Below are 21556 nucleotides of genomic sequence, written 5' to 3' on the forward strand. Positions count from 1 at the left end.
TTCAGCAGGCCGTAAATGTCGCTCATTAAACCATAACCTTCCGGCGCTGTGGATAGAAATCTGGTCCGTCCGGCTGGGTTATGGCGTTTTTAGCCTTCGAAATGGCTATTGTTTCTGCTGTCGCGCGGCGCGGCGATGGCGCCACACCTCAATTACACCCGGCAGAATTGATACCACAATAATTGCTACGATCAGCAATTTGAGGTTCTCCTGCACTATCGGTAAGTCACCAAACAGATAGCCAGCATAGGAGAATAGCAGCACCCAAATCAGCGCGCCGCTGACGTTATAAAACGCAAAGTGACGGTAAGACATATGGCCCATACCGGCCACAAAAGGCGCGAATGTGCGGACAATAGGCACGAAACGCGCCAAAATAATGGTTTTACCGCCGTGACGCTCATAAAACGCATGGGTTTTATCGAGATAGCTGCGACGGAAAATTTTGGAGTTCGGATTACTGAATAATCGTTCTCCAAACAGCCTTCCGATAGTGTAATTCACTGCATCACCCAGAATCGCTGCAATCACCAGCAGAGTCACCATCAGGTGAACATTAAGATCGTTACCTGGCAGTGCGGCCAGCGCGCCAGCAACGAACAGCAGTGAATCGCCAGGCAGGAACGGCGTGACCACTAATCCGGTTTCGCAGAACAGGATCAAAAACAGAATGGCGTAAATCCAGATGCCATACTGCGCCACCAACTCCGCCAGGTGAACATCAATATGCAGAATAAAATCGATGACAAAACGAATAAGATCCATAGTTCTCTCTTAAAATCCTTCGGCCCGGTATTAATCCTCGAGGAACAACGGTCCCATCGGTGGACGTGGTAATGCAAAATGCTGCGGATAATCGACCGCCACCAGATACAGCCCTTCAGCTTTCGCTGTGGCTGCCGCCAGAGTACGATCTTTCGCCGCCAGCAATTCGGCCATCCAGCCTTCATGCTGATTGCCGCAGCCTATTTCCATCAGGCTACCGACAATATTACGCACCATATGATGAACAAAAGCGTTCGCTTTGATATCCACCACAATATAGCTGCCGTGACGACTGACATTCAGATGCATCACGTTACGCCATGGCGTACGTGACTGACACTGCACGGCGCGAAACGAGGTAAAGTCGTTTTCACCAATCAGACACTGCCCGGCACGCTGCATTTTTTCCGCATCCAGCGGATGGTAAAAATGGGTGACGCCGCCGCCTAAAATCGCCGGACGCAGCCGTTGATTATAAATAACATAACGATAACGCCGTGCGGTGGCGCTGAAGCGGGCATGAAACTCATCCGGCACTTGCTTGACCCAACGCACCGCGATATCAGCCGGCAGATTGGCGTTAGCGCCCAGCGTCCAGGCGGCGTCTTTGCGCTGCGAAGTGGTTTCGAAATGCACCACCTGGCCGGTGCCGTGCACGCCAGCATCGGTTCGTCCGGCGCAAAACACATTTACCGGCTGGTTGGCAACTTTTGACAGCGCCTGCTCCAGCCGCGCCTGAACGCTGCGCACTTCCTGCTGACGCTGCCAGCCGTAATAACGGCTGCCATCATATTCCACACCGAGCGCCAGCTTAATGGTGCTGGCTTCGGCTGGTAACGCCCCCTCAGACATCAGTACAGATACTCCTGCACCAGTTTCTCCGCGGTTTTAACTGCCATCAGAGCACCGCCGAAGCGGATGTTATCAGCTACCGACCAGAACTGCAGCAGCTCAGGCACGCCATAATCATTACGCAGGCAACCTACGCTGAGCTGGACATTGCCGGAGGCGTCACCCACCTGCGTCGGATAGTCATCTTCCTCAGACAGCAGAATATCATCGGCACGCGCCAGTTCATCACGCGCTTCTTCCGCTGACAGCGGACGCAAACCTTCAACATGCACGATTTGCGCATTGCCGTAAAACACCGGAGACTGCACGCAGCTGACGGCAATCGGTAAGCCTTCATCCTGCAGTACTTTACGCACCTGATCGACCAAGCGACGCTCCTGCGCCACGCTGCCTTCGCTGTCAGCCAGCAATGGCAACATATTAAATGCCAGCTGACGGCCAAAATAGTGCTCTTCCGCCGGAATGCCGTTCAGTAACCGCGCGCTTTCACCAGCCAGTGAGTCCACTGCGGCTTTGCCGTATGAAGAGGCAGACAGCAGATTAGTCACCTGCAGACGGCTAAGGCCAGCCTGCTCTACCAGCGGTTTAATCGCACACAGTAGCTGGCTGGTCAGACTGTCAGCCACGCTAATGATATTGCGATTGCGGTAATCGGCCAGTACCTGTGGATTGACATCTGCCACCACTAACGGCACATCGGGCTCCAGAGCAAACAGATCGCTGCTGTCGATCACCAGGCAACCAGCACTGGCAGCCTCTTCGGCATAACGTGCTGAAGCCTCACGACCCGCGACGAAAAACGCCAGCTGCGCCTGTGACCAGTCGAAATCGCTGGCATCTTTAACTATCTGTGTCTTGCCCTCGAAGCGCATGTTTTCACCGGCACTGCGTTCGCTGGCCAGCAAATATAACTCACCAACCGGGAACTGGCGTTCCGCCAGTAATTCCAGTAAAGCGTTCCCTACTGCGCCTGTCGCGCCCAAAAGCGCAATATTCCAGCCGTCAGACATGTTGGTTTACTCCAGAAAATGACTCAAAAATCGACGGCGGTAATGACACCGCCATAACGAACAGTACAAATTTTGACAGCGGCAACGCTTTCTATCCGCGAAGCTGCTGATAAACGGCATTAAAGCCCAGCTTATTCAGTAATTCGGCAGCTTCGGCGTTATCGCACTGCACGTGCAATGACGACCATTCGCGTCGCTCCTGATAATTCTTGCGCAGGCGATCAAATTCACCGGCGATGGCGGCAACATGACGCAGCGGGGCGTCATCGCGGCGCACATCATACACCAGATGCACTAAACGTTTCAGCGTTGGCTGATCTAACGGACCGTGCAGCGTAATTCGGCCAAATTCCGGTGCCGGCAGCAGAGTGTCCAGCGCCACCTGCTGGGCCTGACCAATAAACTGTGTCCAGGCTTCAAACACCTGAGTCGTGCCACGCGCTTTGCCTTCGAGGGTATAACCGGCGATATGGGCGGTGCCGATGTCCACTTTATCCAGCAGCGGCAGCGACAGTTCCGGTTCCGGCTCCCAGACATCCAGCACCACGCTGAGATCGTCGCGCTGGTTCAGCACCTCGAGCAGTGCAGCATTGTCCACCACCGCACCGCGACAGGCGTTAATCAGAATGCTGTTGGATTTCAGCGCCCGCAGCAGCGCCGCATCGGCAAGGTGCAGGGTTTTATATGCACCGTCTTTAAACAACGGCGTATGGAAAGTGAGGATATCAGCCTCGGCGACCAGTTTTTCCAGCGGATGAAACTCGCCTTCATCACCGCGATCGGCACGCGGCGGATCGCACAGCAGCGTGCGGATCCCCAGCGCTTCCAGCCGCGCCTGCAGGCGAGCGCCGACGTTACCGACACCGACAATACCCACGGTGCGATCGGTTAACTGAAAGCCATCACGCTCCGCCAGCAGCAGCAGCGCAGAAAACACATATTCCACTACCGCAATCGCGTTGCAGCCAGGCGCTGCTGAAAAGCCGATACCCTGCGCCGCAAGAAAATCTTCATCAATATGGTCGGTGCCTGCGGTGGCGGTGCCAACAAATTTCACCGGCTTGCCGTTTAGCAATTCGGCATTCACTTTGGTTACTGAACGCACCATCAAACCATCGGCATCACTCAGTTGCGCTTCGGGAATCGGACGTCCCGGCACCGCCACCACATCGCCGGTACGGCTGAACAGTTCGCGGGCATAGGGCATATTTTCATCAACGAGGATTTTCACAGATCGTTTCCTGCATCAGCACAGTGAGGGCCAACATTCTGCCATAATGTCGCCCTGCGGTGTAGCATTGTGGCGTACCGTTATCCCGCCCGCTGTCGATAGCGCTCCGGCGTCATACCGCTCTGCTGCTGAAACATCACAATCAGCGCTGAAGCGGAACTGTAGCCCACATCCAGCGCCACATTTTGCACCGACATCCCCTGCTCCAGCTTCGAGATGGCGTGCAGAAAGCGTAAGCGCTGCCGCCATTCGCTGAACGACATCCCGAGCAGCGCCTGGCAACGGCGCGACAGCGTGCGCTCGGTGGTGTAGACCCGCTGCGCCCACTGCGCCAGCGTGGTGTTATCGGCCGGATTGTGCTCCAGCGCCTGCAGAATCGGCGTCAGGTATTTATCCTGCGAGCTGGGCAAATAGCTCTCCTGCTCCTGCGCTGTTGACAGCTGATCGAGCAGCACTTCGCACAGGCGAATATCCGCCGGCCGTTCCGCCACCAGCAGCTGACGCTCCGCGCAGTCATCAATAATCGCTTTAACAATTGGCCCGACTTTCAGCAGGCAGGCTTTGTCCGGCAGGCCGTGACACAGGCTGGCGGCAATATTAAAGGTACGGAAATTGGCCTGTTTATTGTTGTAACTGGCGTGCAGTTTCCCCGGTGGAATCCAGATGGGAAATTCGGCTGGCGTCAGCAAGCGCTGGCCTTCGACATTCATCTCCAGCACGTTGCATTTAACGAAAATCACCTGCCCCCAGCTGTGCGCATGCGGCAGATATTCAGTGCGTGCGTTGGCCTGTTCGTAACGAAAGAAAAAGCGCGCATCTCTGGCATGTTCAGGCGCATGATAAGTCAGCTGCTGAGTCATTCTGTCCGGTCCGCGATTAATTTTGTCTGATTTTAACTATCTCAATGAAAACCGACAAGCGTACACTGCTGCGATAATTGAATGACTGAGACACGCTATGAATTTCCTGTTTCCCCTGTTCGCGGTATTGATCTGGTCGATCAATGCCATCGTCAGCAAGTTGTCAGCCGACGCCATCGATCCGGCGGCGATTTCGTTTTATCGCTGGCTACTGGCGCTGATCGCGTTGACGCCATTTGTGTTGCCGGGTGCCTGGCGCAACCGTCGACAGATAGCCGCACAGTGGTGGAAACTATTAATTCTTGGCTTGCTGGGCATGGTGCTGTATCAGAGCCTCGCCTACTATGCTGCGCACAGCGTGACAGCGCTGTTTATGGGGATTCTTAATGCGTTGATCCCGCTGCTGACGGTGCTGATTAGCCTGGTGGTGCTGCGACTGGCCCCGACCCTCGGCATTCTGCTGGGCAGTATTTTGTCGTTTGCTGGCCTGGTGTGGCTGGTCAGCCAGGGCAATCCACAGCAGTTGCTGATGCATGGGCTGGGCAAAGGCGAACTGATGATGTTTGCCGCTTCTACTTCCTATGCGCTTTACGGCGTGCTGACCAAACGCTGGGCGATTCCGCTGCCCAACTGGCAGAGCCTGTATGTACAGATAGTGTTTGGCGTGCTGCTGCTGACGCCAGGCTTCCTGGCCGCGCCTGAGGTGTCACTGAATCTGCACAATATTCCGCTGGTGCTGTTCGCCGGAATTCCGGCTTCGATCATCGCGCCATTCCTGTGGATCCAGGGAGTCCAGCGTATGGGCGCCAATACCGCCACCATCTTTATGAACCTCGCACCGATCTTTACCGCCATTATCGCCGTGCTGTTTCTCCATGAGTCGCTGCACAGTTATCACTTTATTGGCGGCGGCGTTACTCTGTTCGGCGTATTGCTGGCGCAGCGCCTGCGCACGCCATTAACCCGCAGAAAACCGCTGGCTACCCCGCCCGCCTGACCAGCGGCAGGCAGTTAAACCGGATACGCACCAGCAGCCCGCCCAGTGACGGGCTGCGGAGCAGTTCAGCATCGGTGTAATGCCAAGCGGTAATATCTTTAACCAGCGCCAGCCCGAGTCCGGCACCGGACTGGCCGCCGGTACTCTCCAGCCGCTGAAATGGCAACATCGCCTGTTGCCGCTCTGATTCCGCAATACCCGGCCCACTGTCCTCGATTTCCAGCAGGCCATTGCGCAGTCGTGCGGTTACCACGCCCCCCTGCGGACTGTATTTAATGGCGTTATCCAATAAATTGGCGCACAGCTCTGCCAGCAGTAGCGAATCACCCATTACGTCGCAGTGCTCATCGCCCTCATAGCCTAAGTCGATGCTTTTACTTCTTGCCTGCGAGTAGCGTGTCAGACAAGCCTCGCGCACCCGTTCGGCCAGATCAACGCGCTGAAAGGCGTTCTCATCGCCGTGCCGCCCTTTGATACGCGACAACTGTAATAAGCGATCGGTCAGCCGAATAGTGTCATCCAGCGTGCTGCGCATCCCCTGCAAACTCTCCTGCCAGATTTCCGGCCGTGGGCTGCTTAACGCCAGCGATACCTGGGTTTTCAGAATGGTCAGCGGCGTGCGCAGCTGGTGTGATACATCGCCGCTGAATCGTTCCTGACGCGCCAGAAGATCGCGCAGTCGCGCGAGATAGCGATTAAATGCGGCAATCAGCGGCTGCATTTCCGACCACGGCATCACCGACGGTAGCGGCGACAGTTCGCCCGGCTCACGACGCGACATAATCCGTGATAAGCGGCGCAGCGGACGCAGCACCTTTCGTAGCATCAGCCCCACCAGTAGCAAAGTAATCAGCACCAGCGCGCCCTGACTCCAGATGGCGGTACGCAGCAGCCCGGCGGCAAACTGCTGGCGTGAAGTCAACGTTTCCGCCACCAGAATCAGCGCCATACCGCCAACCCCCTCTTCGCTGACCGGCTGCCACAGCGCGGCAATACGAATCGGCGCCTGGTGATATTCGGCGTCATAGAAGTAAACCAGCGCCGGATAGTGAGTGGACATCCGAACATCCGGCGGAATAGCGGGCAGATCGTCATAGCCGGACAGCGTTTTACCGGCCGGTGAAATCACCTGATAGAACAGCTGATCCTGCATATTGCGCTCGAAGCTGTCGAGCACCACCCAGGGAACATCCACTTCCAGATGACCATCCCGCACTGCCAGCCGCTCTGCCACGGTGCGCGCCGAAGCCAGCAGTGAGCGGTCATAGGCCTGCGTTGCCGCCTGCGAGGCGCTTTTATAGTGAGTATACACTGATAAGCCCCACAGCAGTAACAGCGGGAGCCCCAGCCACAGCAGCAGTTCGCCGCGTAATGAATGAATCAGGCGCACGGCTGGCACTCCAGGCTGTAGCCAAGCCCACGCAGCGTGACGATGGATACATTGCTACCGGAGAGTTTTTTTCGCACCCGGTGCACATACAGCTCAATACTTTCCGGGCTGGCTTCATCAGCAAGGGTAAAAGTTTGTTCATACAGCTGCTGACGCGAAACCGGCCGGCCACGGCGCTGCATTAGCGTCGTCAGCACGCTCGATTCACGCGGCGTCAGCGCCAGCGGTTTTTCCTGCAACACAAAGAAACCTTCGTCATGCAAAACCAGCTCACCAAACACTTGCGCTGACTCATGATGGCCCTGGCTGCGACGCAGCAGCGCACGGATGCGCGCCTCAAGCTCTTCCAGCTCAAAAGGTTTGGTCAGATAGTCATCCGCTCCCTGATTCAGCCCCCGCACCCGATCCGCCAGTTCCACCCGGGCGGTCAGCAACAGTACCGGCAGGCTCTGCCCGCGCTTACGCATACGCGCTAACAACTCCAGCCCATTAAGGCGCGGCAATGAAACATCCAACACCACCAGCGCATATTGCTCGGTTTGCAGTAGCTGATCGGCTGCCAGACCATCAGCGACCCAGTCGACGGCAAACCCCGCATGGGTCAGCGCCTTTCGCAACCAGCATGCCAGCTCCGCCGTATCTTCAACCAGTAAGAGACGCATATCACATCCTGTTGTTTTTTTCCGTCCGATGAAAGGTAAATGAAAGGTTAATGTTTTAACAATTCAGCAACCCCGAAAACTCGGTAAGGTTCACACTCTGGAAGAATTAATTGGAGCAGCTGATGAAAACAATGATCCGCACCGCGTTAGCCAGTGCCGTGCTCTGTCTGACAACCCAGGCAAGTTTTGCGGCAGAACCCCCTTCCCGCACCGAATGTATTGCCCCGGCCAAACCCGGCGGAGGCTTTGACTTGACCTGCAAACTGCTGCAGATCTCTTTGCAGCAAACCGGGCTGGTCGACTCGCCGATGCGCGTCACCTACATGCCTGGCGGCGTCGGCGCGGTGGCATACAACGCGATTATCGCTCAACGTCCGGCAGAGTTTGGCACGCTGGTCGCCTTCTCCGGCGGTTCACTGCTGAATCTGTCGCAGGGCAAGTTTGGCCGCTATTCGGTAGATGACGTGAAGTGGCTGGCGGCGGTCGGTACTGATTACGGCATGATTGCGGTTCGCGCCGACTCGCCGTACCAAACGCTTAACGAACTGATGGCGGCGATGAAAAAAGATGCCAACTCGGTGGTAGTAGGGGCAGGCGCATCGATTGGCAGCCAGGACTGGATGAAAACCGCATTACTGGCGCGTGAAGCCGGAATCGATCCGCGCAAAATGCGCTATGTCGCGTTTGAAGGCGGCGGTGAAGCGGTTACCGCGCTGCTGGGCAACCATATTCAGGTGGTATCCGGCGATATGAGTGAAATGGTGCCACATCTGGAAGGCGGCAAAATGCGCGTACTGGCGGTGATGTCAGATAAACGCCTGCCGGAACCACTGCAAGCAGTTCCGACCGCTAAAGAACAAGGGTTTGATATTGAGTGGCCGATTATTCGCGGCTTTTATCTTGGCCCAAAAGTCAGCGACGCCGAATATCAGTGGTGGGAAACCGCGTTTAAAAAGATGACCGCCAGCGACGAGTTCAAACATCAGCGCGATCTGCGAGGCCTGTTTGAATTCAACTTGACCGGCAACGCGCTCGACAGCTACGTCAAACAGCAGGTGGCCGATTACCGTGAAAAGGCCAAATCCTTTGGCCTGGCAAAATAAACGGAGGCGATGATGAGCGATCGTATTTTTGCGGCGATCTGGCTGTTGCTGTGTATTGCCGGCCTGTTTGTCGGCTGGGGCATCCACAGCGAATACAGCTATGAACCGGTCGGTCCGCGCCCGTTTCCGGTCATGCTTCTTAGCCTGATGGCAATTTGTGCGGTGATGCTGTTGATACGTAAACCGGACCTGATTAGCTGGCCCACAAAATCGGTGCTCGGGCGGCTGCTGGCCCTGATGGTGATGATGCTGCTGTATGGCTGGCTGTTTGAAACGCTCGGTTTTCCACTCAGTACCGCGCTGCTGACCTTCGGTCTCGGCATGCTGTTCGGTGCCGTCTGGTGGGCAGCCGCGCTTTCCGGCGTGGTGATGGGTGGCGTGCTGTTTTACGCCTTTGATCGTCTGCTGGACGTCACGTTACCGCTCGGCAGCTGGCTGAGCTAAAGGAACAATCATGGAAACCTGGTCGTTTTTAATGCAGGGTTTTTCTGTCGCTATGACGCCGGAAAACCTGTTAATCGCGCTGATTGGCTGCTTTATCGGCACCATTGTTGGCTTACTGCCCGGTCTGGGGCCAATTAATGGCGTCGCTATTCTGATGCCGCTGGCCTTTGCACTGCATCTGCCGGCCGAATCGGCGCTGATCCTGCTGGCTACAGTGTATATTGGCTGCGAATATGGTGGGCGCATCTCCTCGATTCTGCTGAATGTGCCGGGGGATGCCGGTGCGATCATGACCGCGCTGGATGGCTATCCGATGGCGCAAAAAGGTCAGGCCGGCGTCGCGCTGTCGATTTCGGCGGTCAGCTCATTTGTCGGTTCGACCATTTCGATTGTCGGCATCATTCTGTTCGCTCCCCTGCTCGCCAACTGGTCGCTGGCATTTGGCCCGGCCGAGTTTTTTGCCCTGATGGTGTTTGCCATCGCCTGTCTGGGCAGTATGATGAGCCATAATCCGCTTAAATCGATACTCGCCGCGCTTATCGGCCTGGCGATGGCAACCGTCGGCGTAGATTCCAACTCCGGCGTTTATCGCTTTACCTTTGATAGCGTACATCTCTCTGACGGTATTCAGTTTGTGGTGGTGGTAATCGGCCTGTTCTCCGTCAGTGAGATCCTGCTGATGCTGGAATCCACCAGCAGCGGACAAAAAATGGTGCGCGCCAGCGGACGCATGCTGTTCAATATGAAGGAAGCATCACAGTGCGTGGGAGCCACGCTGCGCTCTTCGCTGCTCGGCTTTTTTGTCGGCGTGCTGCCCGGTGCCGGTGCCACTATCGCCAGCGCCATCGCCTATATGAGTGAGAAAAAAATCAGCGGTGGTGATACCTTCGGTAAGGGTGATATTCGTGGTGTTGCCGCGCCGGAAGCGGCCAATAACGCCTCGGCCTGCGGCTCGTTTATTCCGATGCTGACGCTGGGGATCCCCGGTTCCGGCACCACGGCGGTAATGGTCGGCGCGCTGACGCTGTACAACATCACGCCGGGCCCGGCGATGTTTACCGAACAGCCGGATATCGTCTGGGGGCTGATTGCCGCGCTGTTAATCGGTAACGTAATGCTGCTGATTATGAATATCCCAATGATTAATCTGTTCGCTCGTATGCTGACCATTCCGCTGTGGTTTCTGGTTCCGGCGATTGCCGCGATTTCTGCGGTCGGCGTATATGCGGTGCACAGCACCACCTTCGACCTGCTGCTAATGGTTGGACTGGGTATCTTCGGCTATATTCTGCGCAAAATGGATTTTCCGATGTCGCCGCTGATTCTTGGCTTTGTGCTCGGAGAAATGCTTGAGCAAAATTTACGTCGGGCACTGTCAATCAGTAACGGTAATCTGCCGATTCTCTGGGAAAGTGCCATCAGTAAGGTGCTGTTAATTCTGGCAATCACTGTTTTGCTGCTGCCACCACTCTGGAAGTACTGGCGTCGTAAGCGTGCCGCGCTGGCAACCGAGTAACTTCTCCACTCCTTCCTCCCCCACCGGGGGAAGGAGTTAATTGAGTTCACCACTACCGATTCCCCGGCGGGATTGTTATCATAGCGGATTACCCTGTTTCTTTTCCGGCGCGCCCCGGAACTTGACCTGTTTTGGAAAGGATTACGCCATGCAACCTCTCAGTGGCCCTGGTGCGCCGCTTTCCGGCGATCGCGCAGCGATAACCACCTCCCCAGGTCAGCAACCTCCGGCCAGTGGCGGCGATCAACCGCTTTCCCCTGCCCAGCGCACCACGCTGGAACGACTGATTGTGCGCATTATGTCGCTCAGTACGCTAAAAACGGTGGAGCTGTGGGCCGGACTGCGTCATGAAGTCGGGGTAAAAAGCGATGCCGAGTTGCGCTCACAGCACTTCCCGGCTGCGGAACAGTTTCTGAATGCTCGTCTGGCACAGGTGCAAAACAGCCACGCCACGCGTCAGCTGATGCAACAACTGACTGACCTGCTGCCGCAGGGCAATAATCGTCAGGCCGTCAGTGACTTTATTCGCCAACAGTTTGGCCATACGGTGTTAAGCTCACTGTCGCAGGATCAGCTGCGCCAGGTACTGACCATGTTGCAAAACGGTCAGTTGGCCATTCCACAGCCGCAGCGCAGTATGATCACCGATCGTACACTGTTACCGGCCGAGCATCATACGCTTAATCAGCAGATCGCCCGACTGGCTGCGGCAACCGACGAGCAGCCGGTAAAACTCTGGGCGTCACTGTTGCAGCTGGTAAATCTGAAAAGTGGCGATCCGATTCCGTCCCGCCACTTTCCGCTGCTGACGCAGTATTTGCAGGTACGTCAGACTCTTAGCCAGCTAAACGCCCCAACCTTACCGATGCTTATCGCCGCGCTGAAGCAGCCACCGGATCGTGACGAGCAGCAAATGCTGGAACATTACAGCCAGCAGCGCTTCCATGCGACGCCGATGTCGGTGCTGACCGCCGCGCAGGCTCAGGATCTGCTTAATCTGCTGTTTGCGCGCCGCGCTGAGAAAAATGCGGAGCTGCCGCTGGCCGACAGCGAAATCAATCCAAAACCGCTCTATCACTCCCAGACAGCATCAACGCCATCGCTGCTGCAACCACTGGCTAACCGCCCGGCAATGACAGCTTTTGCCGTGGTGATATTGTTGATCATACTGCTGTGGATTCTGCTCTGATCGAACGTTGTTATCGGGCAATCTGGCTGAGTGTTGGTTGCCCTTAACCTAAGCATCAATCCTTTTCTGCTTTAGTCAGCCTGAGTACCAGGCCTGTAACAACGATAAAAATAATTAGAGTAATAATGATATATATCAAACGTTCTGACCAAAACTCAAAATGAAAAAGCCAGTAAAAACAGAGTAATGACGTTATTAACCCTAATAAATAAATCATGAAATTTAGTGACCGGCAGAAAAAATGCCAGAGTAATTTCTTAACCTTCCAAATTGGTAATTCCATCATCAATCATTTCCATGAGTTGATTAAAGTTTGCCTCACTTTGCGTATTCCATATTTTAATCGCCTCGACAAAAGATTGAATTAAAGGTTCGATTAAAAAGTACAGCAGTTCAAGATCGCCATTAAATCTCATTGCACGATAAACCCGTGGAGCTGTTTTACGCAGATAAAATGATCGATAAATAGAGCGTTCAGCAATACCAGCAAAAAGAAATAGTGAGGGAGCTAACGTTTTGGCTACACTGATCCATACTCCATTTTTATAGAATATATAATTCATTGTTATCTGCGATATCGCAGCTGATGTGAGAAAACGTCCGCCGACCAAACCCAGCGTTCCACCGTAAAGTCGTTGCTGCATTGACGCCGGCATATATTCGGCAAACTCATCGATAATAATCTGTACCGCTTTTATCACCTTTTGCTGATGAAATAATCCTCGCTTTACAGCAAACGCTAAGCGAATTTTTTCATCCTGACGTATGTTTCTGGTCTCAGTATCAATAAATCCATAAGCCAGATAGCTTAGGTCCACAGGTACTGAGACCATTCCCTGCGTCAGGCCGACCATCGTTTCTGGCGAAACCAGCATGCTGGCAATCCGTCTTGCAATATCCGTATAACTGTCCATCTGGTATCCTTACCAAGAGAAATTAATCAATCCGTGATTTATATAACCTTTGATTTAATGAAATGGCAAACTAAAAATAATAATAAATAGGCTTAAACGTTAATGATTTAATTAACAGCCGCAGTCAGAAAGTATTGCCGTTAATGGCCAGCTTCCCGGTTCGTTACCTTTTACCAGCGGATGATTGTCGCGCTGCCAAAAATCCAGTCCGCCAATCAGCTCTTTAACCCGAAATCCAGCACAGGCCAGTTTCCACGCGCCCTTGGTTGAGCCATTACAACCGATGCCGTCGCAGTAGGTTACATAAACTTTACTGCGATCGAGTTGCGCGGTGCTTTCAGGCGTCATGGTGCGATGAGGAAAACTGATAGCGCCACAGATATGACCGAGACGATAAGCTTCTGCCGAACGAGTATCAATGACGACAATCGCTTCGACTCCCCGTGACAGATCCTCAGCCAGATCCCAGGCATCGGCATACCAGGCTAATTTTTTGCTCAGCCATTCGGCGCTCTCTGATGCCTTTGGTGGTGGGAAAGCCAATATTGATGATGCGTGCATACTTTTCTCCTGTGGTTATTTCATTCGATAATACGATAAATCGGCCTTACACTTGATACCCATATTGAGTCATCGATAAGACCGATTTTATGGCAATTATTACCGCGCCGCTGCTGGTCCTGTTAGCCTCGCAGCAGGCAGAAACGCGCCGCGAACGTTTAAGCGCTACGCTGCGACAGGCCATTGCTCTGGGTACGCTGCAAAAGGGCCAGCGTTTACCCTCTTCACGCCTGATGGCAAAAGATCTTGGCCTGTCGCGAGTGACGGTGGAAGCGGCTTACAGCCAGCTGGAAAGTGAAGGCTATCTGCTAAGAAAAGTCGGCCAGGGAACCTTTGTAGCGATTACGATGATCGCTGATGAAAAGCCAGCTCCTTTACGCTCCGCTACGCTGGCATTATCACAACGTGGGCAACAAATTGTCGCCACCGGGGGTTGTCAGGATCCACCCTACCCCTATGCCTTCGCGGCTGGTTCGCCAGAATTGCGCGCTTTTCCGCATGCAGTCTGGCGTCGCATCACCGCCAGCCAGCAGCGCCAGCGCGGAGAACAGCTGATGCGCTATGGTGATCCTCAGGGCTATCTGCCGTTACGTCAGGCAGTGGCGCGTTATCTTGGGCAGTCACGCGGCGTGCGCTGCGATGCCGGACAAGTGATGATCATCAGCAGTTCACAGCAGGCTTTGCAGATGATCTCGTTACTGTTACTGGACATTAACGATACGGTATGGCTGGAAGATCCTTGTTATGCCGGGGCTCGTAACGCATTTATCACCGCAGGCGCGCGGCTTTCACCGTTAGCTCTCGATTATCAGGGCGCACAGTTGGGGTCAGGGACGCCTAAACTGGTTTACCTCACGCCATCGCATCAGTATCCGACCGGTATTACCATGAATCTGGAGCGGCGTCTGCAGTGGCTGAACTTTGCTGCAGCCAGTCAGAGCTGGTTGATTGAGGATGATTACGATAGCGAATTTCATTATGACGGGATGCCAATGCCCGCTATGCAGGGACTGGATAAAGCTGGACGCGTAATCTATCTCGGCACCTTTTCAAAAGTGCTGTTTCCCTCACTGCGTCTGGCTTATATGGTGGTGCCGCCCGCGCTGATTGAACCGCTGTGCCGTTTGCGCAGCGTTATAGATGGCCACAGCGCACAGCTGCCACAGGCAATTACCGCCGACTTTATGGATAACGGCCATTTTGCCGCACACTTACGTCTAATGCGTCAGCTGTATCACAGCCGTCGCGATCTGTTACTTGAGCAGCTGGCGCTAAAACTCGGCGATCGTCTGTTACCTGCAGACAGCCACGGCGGCCTGCAACTTACGGTCAGGCTAACCAGCGGTGATGCACAGCAATTGAGTATGCAGGCGGCATCGCGTGGCTTACTGTTACCTACTTTGGCACCGCTCTGTAACGAACAGTGTGCGCCGCAGCAAGGATGGATTCTTGGATTCTCCGCGCTGGAACGCGCGGAGATTATTCAGGCGGTAGATAAACTGGCACAGCTAAATTACTGATCCCGCAAACAACAGCGTGACCAAAATACCGCTTGCGGCAGCCACCAAATCGGCGATAAATACTGCACCATAACCCCGGCAGCGTTCGCCAGCAAATCAGCTAACGGGCCTTATCGTAAGCAATATCCTGAAACGCCGAATAGCCACCCAGCGCGGTGCCGCGTATCGGTGGCGGCACCCGCTTGATCACTTCATCCCTAATGCCGGGAAGCCGCAGCTGGCCAGCGCTGGTGTCGGCTGTTCTGATTATCAACGGCGGCAGAACTGGCCATCTGTTACCACTCCCCTCGCAATATCACAGCCATCGTGATGAAATTATTATTTCAAAGAAAATTGTGTGGCAACTCAATCCCATCACTCAGCATATCGACATGAATTAGGGTAGCAATAATTTGGGGTAAGTTTCTGGCGGGAGTTGGCGCTTAATGGACGGATAATAATAAGGGGAGCCATTTTCGGCTCCCCATCTGACGGCAGGCAGAGTGTCAACCTCTGCTAAGGACGGCGAAAACACCGCCCCTGCTGGTTATTACTGGTATTTACGCATCACCAGCGTGGCGTTGGTACCACCAAAACCGAAGCTGTTGGACATTACCGTCGTCAGTTGCTGCTCGGTCGGTTTGGTCACGATATTCAGACCTTCAGCCGCCGGGTCCAGCTCATCAATGTTGATGCTTGGTGCGATAAAGCCATTTTCCAGCATCAGCAGTGAGTAGATAGCTTCCTGAACGCCTGCCGCACCCAAAGAGTGACCAGTCATTGCTTTGGTTGCCGACATTGCTGGCGCGTTATCACCGAATACCGCGCGGATTGCACCCAGTTCTTTCACATCACCTACCGGCGTGGAAGTCCCGTGAGTGTTCAGGTAGTCAACTGGGGTGTCGACACCTTCCATCGCCATACGCATGCAGCGTGCTGCGCCTTCACCGGATGGAGCCACCATATCAGCACCATCAGAAGTTGCGCCGTAGCCAACGATTTCAGCATAGATATGCGCACCACGTGCCAGCGCATGCTCCAGCTCCTCAACGACCACCATACCGCCGCCGCCGGCGATGACAAAGCCGTCGCGGCCTGCATCATAGGTACGTGAAGCTTTTTCTGGTGACTCGTTATTCTTGGTAGAGAGCGCGCCCATCGCGTCAAACTCACAGGACATTTCCCAGCACAGCTCTTCGCCGCCGCCAGCAAATACGATATCCTGTTTGCCCAGCTGGATCTGCTCAACCGCATTACCGATACAGTGTGCCGAAGTGGCACAGGCTGAACTGATAGAGTAGTTCACACCGTGGATTTTAAACGGTGTTGCCAGGCAAGCAGAGACGCCCGATGCCATCGCTTTGGTGACCATATAAGGGCCAACGCCGCGCAAACCTTTGGCACGCATACCATCAACGCTGGCTGCCTGGTAGTAAGGGGAACCGCCGCCGGAACCGGCAACCAGACCCACACGTGGGTTGTTCTGGTATTGCTCAACGGTCAGACCGGAATCTTTAACCGCTTCCAGCATGGAGATATAAGCGTAGATCGATGCATCACTCATAAAGCGCAGCACTTTGCGGTCAATGAGGCTGGAGATTTCGTCTTTAGACAGCTTAACGTTACCCCAGACGTGACTACGCATACCGGAATCTTTCAGCTCTTGCGAGAAGGTAATGCCCGAACGGCCCTCACGCAGAGAAGCCAGGACTTCCTCCTGGTTGTTACCAATGCTAGAAACGATCCCTAAGCCAGTAATCACTGCACGTTTCATTCAAATACCTCTTCCACTTCAAATTAGGATACGACGAGCACTTTAGCTTACACTTGTACGCCGAACAAGTCCGATCAGCTTTTAACTTTTGTAAATTTGCGTCATGTGAGCGACATCGCTAAAATCGCGCCACTGCCTGATTAACGAGCCATTGTCGTGAAATTATCCCCGATTGAACATGCTGAATTGTCCTGGAATGAACAGGGTACACCTGTGTCGCGAACCTTTGACGATGTCTATTTTTCCAATCAGAACGGGCTGGAAGAGACGCGCTACGTGTTTCTTGAGGGCAATAATTTACCCGCACGCTTTACCGAACATCCGCGCGAATTATTTATTACCGCCGAAACCGGCTTCGGAACCGGGCTTAATTTTCTGACGCTATGGCAGGCGTTTGACGGCTTTCGTCGCCAGCATCCCGAAGCGACGTTACAGCGCATGCATTTTATCAGCGTCGAAAAATTTCCATTAAAAGCCGCTGATTTAGCCGAGGCGCACGCCCACTGGCCGGAACTGGCGCCATGGTCAGAACAGCTGCGCGCCCAGTGGCCACTGGCGCTGCCCGGTTGCCATCGTCTGATGCTCGACGGCGGACGCATCACGCTCGATCTGTGGTTCGGTGATATTAACCAACTCATTTATAATTTTGATGACAGTCTTAATCGGCAGGTAGATGCATGGTTCCTCGATGGTTTCGCCCCGTCGAAGAACCCGGAGATGTGGACGCCGGAACTGTTCACCGCCATGGCCCGTCTGGCGCGTCCGGGTGGCAGTTTTGCCACCTTTACCGCAGCCGGCTTTGTGCGCCGTGGCCTGATGGAGGCGGGATTTGCCGCTACGCGTCGTAAAGGATTTGGTCAGAAACGCGAAATGCTGGTCGGCACGCTGAATGAGGCTGGCGCTATCCCTGCCAGCACGCCGTGGTACGCCCGTCCGGCCGCACAGGGTGAGGATATCGCCATTATCGGTGGTGGCGTCGCCAGTGCGCTGTTGGCGCTGGCGCTGTTGCGTCGTAATAAGCGCGTCACTCTCTACTGTGCCGACGAAGCACCGGCGTTGGGCGCATCCGGTAATCGTCAGGGGGCGCTCTATCCATTACTTAATCATCACGATGAGGCGCTGAAGCAGTTTTTCCCGACGGCCTTCACCTTTGCCCGCCGCCTGTATGACCAGCTGCCGCAGTCGTTTGAACATCACTGGTGCGGCGTCACGCAGCTCGGCTGGGATGAAAAAAGCCGCGAAAAAATTGCCCAAATGGGCGAGATGGGATTACCCCCTCAGCTGGCGCAGATTGTTGACAGTGAACAGGTTGCCGCACTGGCGGAGGTAGAAACTGGCTGCGGCGGCATCACCTACCCACTCGGCGGCTGGTTATCTCCGGCAGAACTGACGGCAATGCTCTTTGACCTCGCCGAAAAACAGGGGTTACGCATTCACTGGCTGCACCGACTGGAAACGCTCGACGCGCTGCAACCTGGCTGGCAGCTTAATTTTGCCAATGGCCACTCGGTTACGCATCAGAACGTAGTGCTGGCGACCGGTCATACGCTGGCAACGCTGGCGCAAAGCAGCAAACTGCCGGTCTATGCTGTGGCCGGACAGGTCAGCCATGTTCCTTCACGCGGCGGACTCAGCGCATTAAAACAAGTGCTGTGCTATGACGGCTATCTGACGCCGCGCAGTCCGCAATTTGGCACCCACTGTATCGGTGCCAGTTATCGTCGCGGGGAAGTTACGGCCGATTATCGCGACAGCGATCAACAGGAAAATCGCGCGCGCCTGCTGCGCTGTCTGCCTGACACTGACTGGCCAGAAGATGTCGACGTCAGCGCCGGGGAAGCGCGCTGCGGCGTACGCTGCGCCAGCCGCGACCATCTGCCAATGGTCGGCGCACTGCCGGATTATCAGCAAACGCTGGCACAGTATGGCGATCTGCGAGACAGGCTGGCAAACGGAGAAACGCTGCCATCCTCGCCGCTCTGGCCGCAGCTTTTTGCGTTGGGTGCGCTTGGTTCACGTGGTTTATGCAGTGCGCCGCTGGCGGCAGAGATTCTGGCGGCACAGCTGTGCGACGAGCCGATTCCGCTGGATGCCACCACGCTGGCAGCGCTCAATCCGAATCGTTACTGGATAAGAAAATTACTGAAGGGCAAAGCAGTGTTATAACCATTTATGTCAGGGGCGAATCGCTTCGCCCCTCAGGCTTATGCTGACTGACGTGCTTGCAGGAACAAATTGTCCCACATGCCAATCACCAGCGCCTGATCGCGTGGCGAAAGCTCGCCGGCATCAATGGCAGTATGCAGGCTTCTTTGCACCTGGATCTGCAACGCTTCCGGCGTGTGTTCGCCGGCCAACTCTACCTCGGCAACCGCCAGCGTAAGATGACCGCGCAGATACCCGCTGGCAAACAGCTCATCGTCACTGGCGTGCTCAACCATATCGTCAATCAGGGCCAGAATGCGCTCTTCAAATTCTGCGATCATGTCATTTCCTCTTCTTCAAAATTCACTCCCACAGGCATCACAGATCTTCCGGCCACGGAAACTGTGCTGCGGTAATCGGGGGCGTTGAGTAATACGAACGAAGTGCTTCAATAAAGCGTGCCGGGCGCGCAGGAATGCCATTGTTCAGATATTCAATAACCTGAGCCTGCACCTTTCGTTGAAAGGCGATACGGTCGGGTTCACAATCTCCGTTGAGATTGTCACAACTTACATTGAAGGGAAACCCTGCGGCAACAGAAAACAGCCATTCCAGCGCCTGCGGTTTAATCTCAACCGATTCGAACTGGTTTTGCGTGGTTTCATCACGGCCATCCGGGCAATACCAGTAGCCGAAATCCACCTGCTTGCGCCGTTCAGCACCGGCAATACACCAGTGCGAAATTTCGTGCAGTGCGCTGGCGTAGTAGCCGTGGGCAAATACCACCCGATTCCACGGTGACTGGTCATCGGCGGGCAGATAAATAGGTTCGTCGTCGCCTTTGATCAGGCGGGTCTGAAAATCCTGGTTAAAGCAGTCATCAAACAGGTTAATAAGCTGCTGATAATGGTGCGTTGTGGTCATTGGACTTGTCATCAGATAAAAAAAACCGTGCGATTGTCGCATTAAGCCTGAGCAGTTTCGAGCACTAATGCCCCTGAGCTATTCTCAGAACAGCGTGTGCAGCCACGCGCCAACTTGTGTGCCGTAATTGTCATACAGCAGCTTGCTGCTCATCACTGCCGAGACAGTGACCACCATTGGACGAATCAGCGTTTGCCCGCGGCTTAACACCATACGCGCACCCAGTCGCGCGCCGCAGATAGCGCCCAGCAGCATAATCAGCCCGGTGCCCCACACCACTTTGCCACCAAACATAAAGAACAGCAGTCCGCCAATATTGGAGGTGAAGTTCAGTACCTTGGCATGGGCGGTGGATTTTGCCAGGTTGTAACCGCACAGGGTGACAAACGCCAGCGCATAGAAGGAACCGGCACCTGGACCGAAAAAGCCGTCGTAAAAACCGACGCAACCCCCGGCAATCAACGCAAACGGCAGACCGTGCAGGCGGCGCACGCGATCTTCTTCACCGAGGCGCGGCATCAGCAGGAAATAGAGGCCGATGGCGATAATCAGTAGCGGCAGCACCTGGCGCAACAGGCCGGGCTGAATATGCTGAATCAGAATCGCACCGCTTACCGAGCCGATAAAGGTCATGGCAATATTGAGTTTCTGCTCGGCAAGATTGACCGCCTTGCGGCGGACAAAGTACAGGCTGGCAGAGAAAGAGCCCCCCACCGCCTGTAGCTTATTGGTAGCCAGCGCCTGCGCCGGCGACATGCCAACCGCCAGCAGAGCCGGAACGGTCAGTAATCCCCCGCCGCCGGCAATGGAGTCGATAAATGCCGCCAGTACTGCCACAAAAAACAGCAGCCCGACCAGCATCGGGCTGACAACGAACCAGTCCATCGCTGTTCCTAAAGTAAGTGCTTATCCAGTAATGCCTGACATGATGGTGGCAACGGTGGCGGTTCGCGTTTTACTGACGATCCACTGCCCGGTTTTTTTGGTTCAAACCAGCTGTTCAGCTCGGCACCACAGCCATCACCCGGCGGTGGCGGCGCCTGCTCTTCACACTCGCTGCTACCCACCGGGCAGCGCAAACGCACATGCATATGCGCGCGATGGCCAAACCACGGCCGCACTTTACGCAGCCAGTCACGATCGCTGCCGGCATCCGCACAAAGCTGCTTTTTAATCGCCGGATTGACGAAGATACGCGTTACTTCCTCATCTTTCGCCGCCAGTTTAATCAGGCTGTCGATCTGTGGCTGCCAGTGACGCGCCACCACATTACGTCCATCAGCGCTGACCAAATCGAGCGGCTGAGGTTTCAACAGCATTTGCGCCGTCCAGCGTTTCTTCGGCAACTGCAGCCAGATATCAACGTCAAGACCGGACTGATGGCTGGCGTGGCCGCTACTGAAGCGCCCACCTGCCGCCATGCCCATATCGCCAATCAGCACTTCACCGAGACCGAGACTTCCCACCTGAGTGGTCAGGCGCTGAATAAACAGAATCAGATCGGGATGGCCAAAATAGCGACGCTGATCCTGACGCATTACCTGATAGTTGGCAGCCTCAAGCGGCAGCGGTTGCGCGCCAATAATACAACCATTGGCAAAGGCCCCAATCGACTGCGGGCTACCGCTAATCGGCTGATGAATCGATTGCCAGGGCGTAGCGGCCAGCAGCGGAGTACTGACCAGCAGAGTGCAGAGTGCGAGCAGCAGCTTTTTCATCA

At 54.9% G+C, this 21556-nt stretch carries 21 protein-coding genes and 1 pseudogene; 7 read left to right on the top strand and 15 right to left on the bottom strand.

Annotation, left to right across the window (positions count from 1 at the left end; genetic code table 11):
• Window positions 1-105 precede the first annotated feature (105 nt).
• From RIN69_RS15695 to RIN69_RS15715, 5 genes are all read right to left on the bottom strand, one after another.
• The gene (locus RIN69_RS15695; RefSeq protein ID WP_313852928.1) at window positions 106-765 is read right to left on the bottom strand and encodes a DedA family protein; all 660 of its coding nucleotides are present in this window, start codon (window positions 763-765) and stop codon (window positions 106-108) included.
• A 30-nt stretch (window positions 766-795) separates the two neighbouring features.
• A complete protein-coding gene (gene truA, locus RIN69_RS15700; protein WP_313852930.1) occupies window positions 796-1617 on the bottom strand; it encodes a tRNA pseudouridine(38-40) synthase TruA in 822 nt (273 codons plus the stop codon).
• Window positions 1617-2627 carry an aspartate-semialdehyde dehydrogenase gene (locus RIN69_RS15705; protein ID WP_313852931.1) on the bottom strand — a complete coding sequence of 337 codons (1011 nt, stop codon included), beginning with the start codon at window positions 2625-2627 and terminating at the stop codon, window positions 1617-1619. The genes truA and RIN69_RS15705 overlap by 1 nt, the downstream gene beginning before the upstream one ends.
• Window positions 2628-2718: 91 nt before the next feature.
• A complete protein-coding gene (gene pdxB / locus RIN69_RS15710; RefSeq protein WP_313857768.1) occupies window positions 2719-3834 on the bottom strand; it encodes a 4-phosphoerythronate dehydrogenase PdxB in 1116 nt (371 codons plus the stop codon).
• A 104-nt stretch (window positions 3835-3938) separates the two neighbouring features.
• A complete protein-coding gene (locus tag RIN69_RS15715; protein WP_313852932.1) occupies window positions 3939-4718 on the bottom strand; it encodes an AraC family transcriptional regulator in 780 nt (259 codons plus the stop codon).
• Window positions 4719-4815: 97 nt separating this feature from the next.
• Here RIN69_RS15715 and RIN69_RS15720 point away from each other — a divergent pair, with 97 nt between their 5' ends.
• Complete coding sequence (locus RIN69_RS15720; protein WP_313852933.1) at window positions 4816-5715, top strand: DMT family transporter; 900 nt, start codon at window positions 4816-4818, stop codon at window positions 5713-5715.
• Here the strand turns inward: RIN69_RS15720 and RIN69_RS15725 are convergent.
• The gene (locus RIN69_RS15725) at window positions 5699-7105 is read right to left on the bottom strand and encodes a sensor histidine kinase (RefSeq protein ID WP_313852934.1); all 1407 of its coding nucleotides are present in this window, start codon (window positions 7103-7105) and stop codon (window positions 5699-5701) included. The genes RIN69_RS15720 and RIN69_RS15725 overlap by 17 nt on opposite strands.
• On the bottom strand, window positions 7096-7767 hold the full coding sequence (gene tctD / locus RIN69_RS15730; protein WP_313852935.1) for a transcriptional regulator TctD: 672 nt from the start codon (window positions 7765-7767) through the stop codon (window positions 7096-7098). The genes RIN69_RS15725 and tctD overlap by 10 nt, the downstream gene beginning before the upstream one ends.
• A 131-nt stretch (window positions 7768-7898) precedes the next feature.
• Here tctD and RIN69_RS15735 point away from each other — a divergent pair, with 131 nt between their 5' ends.
• From RIN69_RS15735 to flk, 4 genes are all read left to right on the top strand, one after another.
• Complete coding sequence (locus RIN69_RS15735) at window positions 7899-8870, top strand: Bug family tripartite tricarboxylate transporter substrate binding protein (protein ID WP_390902549.1); 972 nt, start codon at window positions 7899-7901, stop codon at window positions 8868-8870.
• A gap of 12 nt (window positions 8871-8882) precedes the next feature.
• On the top strand, window positions 8883-9314 hold the full coding sequence (locus RIN69_RS15740) for a tripartite tricarboxylate transporter TctB family protein (protein ID WP_313857769.1): 432 nt from the start codon (window positions 8883-8885) through the stop codon (window positions 9312-9314).
• A gap of 10 nt (window positions 9315-9324) precedes the next feature.
• A complete protein-coding gene (locus RIN69_RS15745) occupies window positions 9325-10830 on the top strand; it encodes a tripartite tricarboxylate transporter permease (RefSeq protein WP_313852938.1) in 1506 nt (501 codons plus the stop codon).
• A 148-nt stretch (window positions 10831-10978) separates the two neighbouring features.
• Window positions 10979-12019, top strand: a complete 1041-nt coding sequence (gene flk, locus RIN69_RS15750; RefSeq protein ID WP_313852939.1) for a flagella biosynthesis regulator Flk — start codon at window positions 10979-10981, stop codon at window positions 12017-12019.
• 257 nt (window positions 12020-12276) lie between these two features.
• Here the strand turns inward: flk and RIN69_RS15755 are convergent, their stop codons facing one another.
• Together RIN69_RS15755 and RIN69_RS15760 are read right to left on the bottom strand one after the other, a co-directional pair.
• Complete coding sequence (locus RIN69_RS15755; protein ID WP_313852940.1) at window positions 12277-12933, bottom strand: hypothetical protein; 657 nt, start codon at window positions 12931-12933, stop codon at window positions 12277-12279.
• Window positions 12934-13044: 111 nt separating this feature from the next.
• Window positions 13045-13494: a rhodanese-like domain-containing protein gene (locus RIN69_RS15760; RefSeq protein ID WP_313852942.1), complete on the bottom strand. Its 450-nt coding sequence runs from the start codon at window positions 13492-13494 to the stop codon at window positions 13045-13047.
• Window positions 13495-13583: 89 nt separating this feature from the next.
• On the opposite strand from RIN69_RS15760, the gene pdxR reads away from it, so the two are divergent.
• On the top strand, window positions 13584-15014 hold the full coding sequence (gene pdxR, locus RIN69_RS15765; RefSeq protein WP_313852943.1) for a MocR-like pyridoxine biosynthesis transcription factor PdxR: 1431 nt from the start codon (window positions 13584-13586) through the stop codon (window positions 15012-15014).
• On the opposite strand, the pseudogene RIN69_RS15770 reads toward pdxR, so the two are convergent.
• Both RIN69_RS15770 and fabB read right to left on the bottom strand, forming a co-directional pair.
• Window positions 15003-15242 (bottom strand): annotated as a pseudogene (locus RIN69_RS15770) (arabinose transporter); the annotation flags it as partial. The gene pdxR and the pseudogene RIN69_RS15770 overlap by 12 nt on opposite strands.
• A 301-nt stretch (window positions 15243-15543) precedes the next feature.
• The gene (gene fabB / locus RIN69_RS15775) at window positions 15544-16767 is read right to left on the bottom strand and encodes a beta-ketoacyl-ACP synthase I (protein ID WP_313852944.1); all 1224 of its coding nucleotides are present in this window, start codon (window positions 16765-16767) and stop codon (window positions 15544-15546) included.
• A 156-nt stretch (window positions 16768-16923) separates the two neighbouring features.
• Here fabB and mnmC point away from each other — a divergent pair, with 156 nt between their 5' ends.
• Window positions 16924-18933 (top strand): bifunctional tRNA (5-methylaminomethyl-2-thiouridine)(34)-methyltransferase MnmD/FAD-dependent 5-carboxymethylaminomethyl-2-thiouridine(34) oxidoreductase MnmC, encoded by a 2010-nt coding sequence (gene mnmC / locus RIN69_RS15780; protein ID WP_313852945.1) that lies wholly within the window; start codon window positions 16924-16926, stop codon window positions 18931-18933.
• A 38-nt stretch (window positions 18934-18971) separates the two neighbouring features.
• Here the strand turns inward: mnmC and RIN69_RS15785 are convergent, their stop codons facing one another.
• The 4 genes from RIN69_RS15785 to mepA form a co-directional block, all read right to left on the bottom strand.
• Complete coding sequence (locus RIN69_RS15785) at window positions 18972-19253, bottom strand: YfcL family protein (RefSeq protein ID WP_313852946.1); 282 nt, start codon at window positions 19251-19253, stop codon at window positions 18972-18974.
• Between the two features lie 37 nt (window positions 19254-19290).
• Entirely contained in the window at window positions 19291-19836 is a 546-nt protein-coding gene (locus RIN69_RS15790; protein WP_313852948.1) for an elongation factor P hydroxylase, read from the bottom strand.
• An 84-nt stretch (window positions 19837-19920) separates the two neighbouring features.
• Window positions 19921-20721, bottom strand: a complete 801-nt coding sequence (locus RIN69_RS15795) for a sulfite exporter TauE/SafE family protein (protein WP_313852949.1) — start codon at window positions 20719-20721, stop codon at window positions 19921-19923.
• An 8-nt stretch (window positions 20722-20729) separates the two neighbouring features.
• On the bottom strand, window positions 20730-21554 hold the full coding sequence (gene mepA / locus RIN69_RS15800; protein WP_313852951.1) for a penicillin-insensitive murein endopeptidase: 825 nt from the start codon (window positions 21552-21554) through the stop codon (window positions 20730-20732).
• Between the last annotated feature and the right edge of the window lie 2 nt (window positions 21555-21556).

It is taken from the genome of Winslowiella toletana (assembly GCF_032164335.1).
In the GTDB taxonomy this organism is placed as follows: Bacteria; Pseudomonadota; Gammaproteobacteria; order Enterobacterales; family Enterobacteriaceae; genus Erwinia; species Erwinia toletana_A.

Excerpts from the sequence above, each read along its gene's own strand:
- RIN69_RS15695 (WP_313852928.1), bottom strand. The coding sequence starts at position 765 with ATGGATCTTATTCGTTTTGTCATCGATTTTATTCTGCATATTGATGTT.
- truA (WP_313852930.1), bottom strand. The coding sequence starts at position 1,617 with ATGTCTGAGGGGGCGTTACCAGCCGAAGCCAGCACCATTAAGCTGGCG.
- RIN69_RS15705 (WP_313852931.1), bottom strand. The coding sequence starts at position 2,627 with ATGTCTGACGGCTGGAATATTGCGCTTTTGGGCGCGACAGGCGCAGTA.
- pdxB (WP_313857768.1), bottom strand. The coding sequence starts at position 3,834 with ATGCCCTATGCCCGCGAACTGTTCAGCCGTACCGGCGATGTGGTGGCG.
- RIN69_RS15715 (WP_313852932.1), bottom strand. The coding sequence starts at position 4,718 with ATGACTCAGCAGCTGACTTATCATGCGCCTGAACATGCCAGAGATGCG.
- RIN69_RS15720 (WP_313852933.1), top strand. The coding sequence starts at position 4,816 with ATGAATTTCCTGTTTCCCCTGTTCGCGGTATTGATCTGGTCGATCAAT.
- tctD (WP_313852935.1), bottom strand. The coding sequence starts at position 7,767 with ATGCGTCTCTTACTGGTTGAAGATACGGCGGAGCTGGCATGCTGGTTG.
- RIN69_RS15735 (WP_390902549.1), top strand. The coding sequence starts at position 7,899 with ATGATCCGCACCGCGTTAGCCAGTGCCGTGCTCTGTCTGACAACCCAG.
- RIN69_RS15740 (WP_313857769.1), top strand. The coding sequence starts at position 8,883 with ATGAGCGATCGTATTTTTGCGGCGATCTGGCTGTTGCTGTGTATTGCC.
- RIN69_RS15745 (WP_313852938.1), top strand. The coding sequence starts at position 9,325 with ATGGAAACCTGGTCGTTTTTAATGCAGGGTTTTTCTGTCGCTATGACG.
- flk (WP_313852939.1), top strand. The coding sequence starts at position 10,979 with ATGCAACCTCTCAGTGGCCCTGGTGCGCCGCTTTCCGGCGATCGCGCA.
- RIN69_RS15755 (WP_313852940.1), bottom strand. The coding sequence starts at position 12,933 with ATGGACAGTTATACGGATATTGCAAGACGGATTGCCAGCATGCTGGTT.
- RIN69_RS15760 (WP_313852942.1), bottom strand. The coding sequence starts at position 13,494 with ATGCACGCATCATCAATATTGGCTTTCCCACCACCAAAGGCATCAGAG.
- pdxR (WP_313852943.1), top strand. The coding sequence starts at position 13,584 with ATGGCAATTATTACCGCGCCGCTGCTGGTCCTGTTAGCCTCGCAGCAG.
- fabB (WP_313852944.1), bottom strand. The coding sequence starts at position 16,767 with ATGAAACGTGCAGTGATTACTGGCTTAGGGATCGTTTCTAGCATTGGT.
- RIN69_RS15785 (WP_313852946.1), bottom strand. The coding sequence starts at position 19,253 with ATGATCGCAGAATTTGAAGAGCGCATTCTGGCCCTGATTGACGATATG.
- RIN69_RS15790 (WP_313852948.1), bottom strand. The coding sequence starts at position 19,836 with ATGACCACAACGCACCATTATCAGCAGCTTATTAACCTGTTTGATGAC.
- RIN69_RS15795 (WP_313852949.1), bottom strand. The coding sequence starts at position 20,721 with ATGGACTGGTTCGTTGTCAGCCCGATGCTGGTCGGGCTGCTGTTTTTT.
- mepA (WP_313852951.1), bottom strand. The coding sequence starts at position 21,554 with ATGAAAAAGCTGCTGCTCGCACTCTGCACTCTGCTGGTCAGTACTCCG.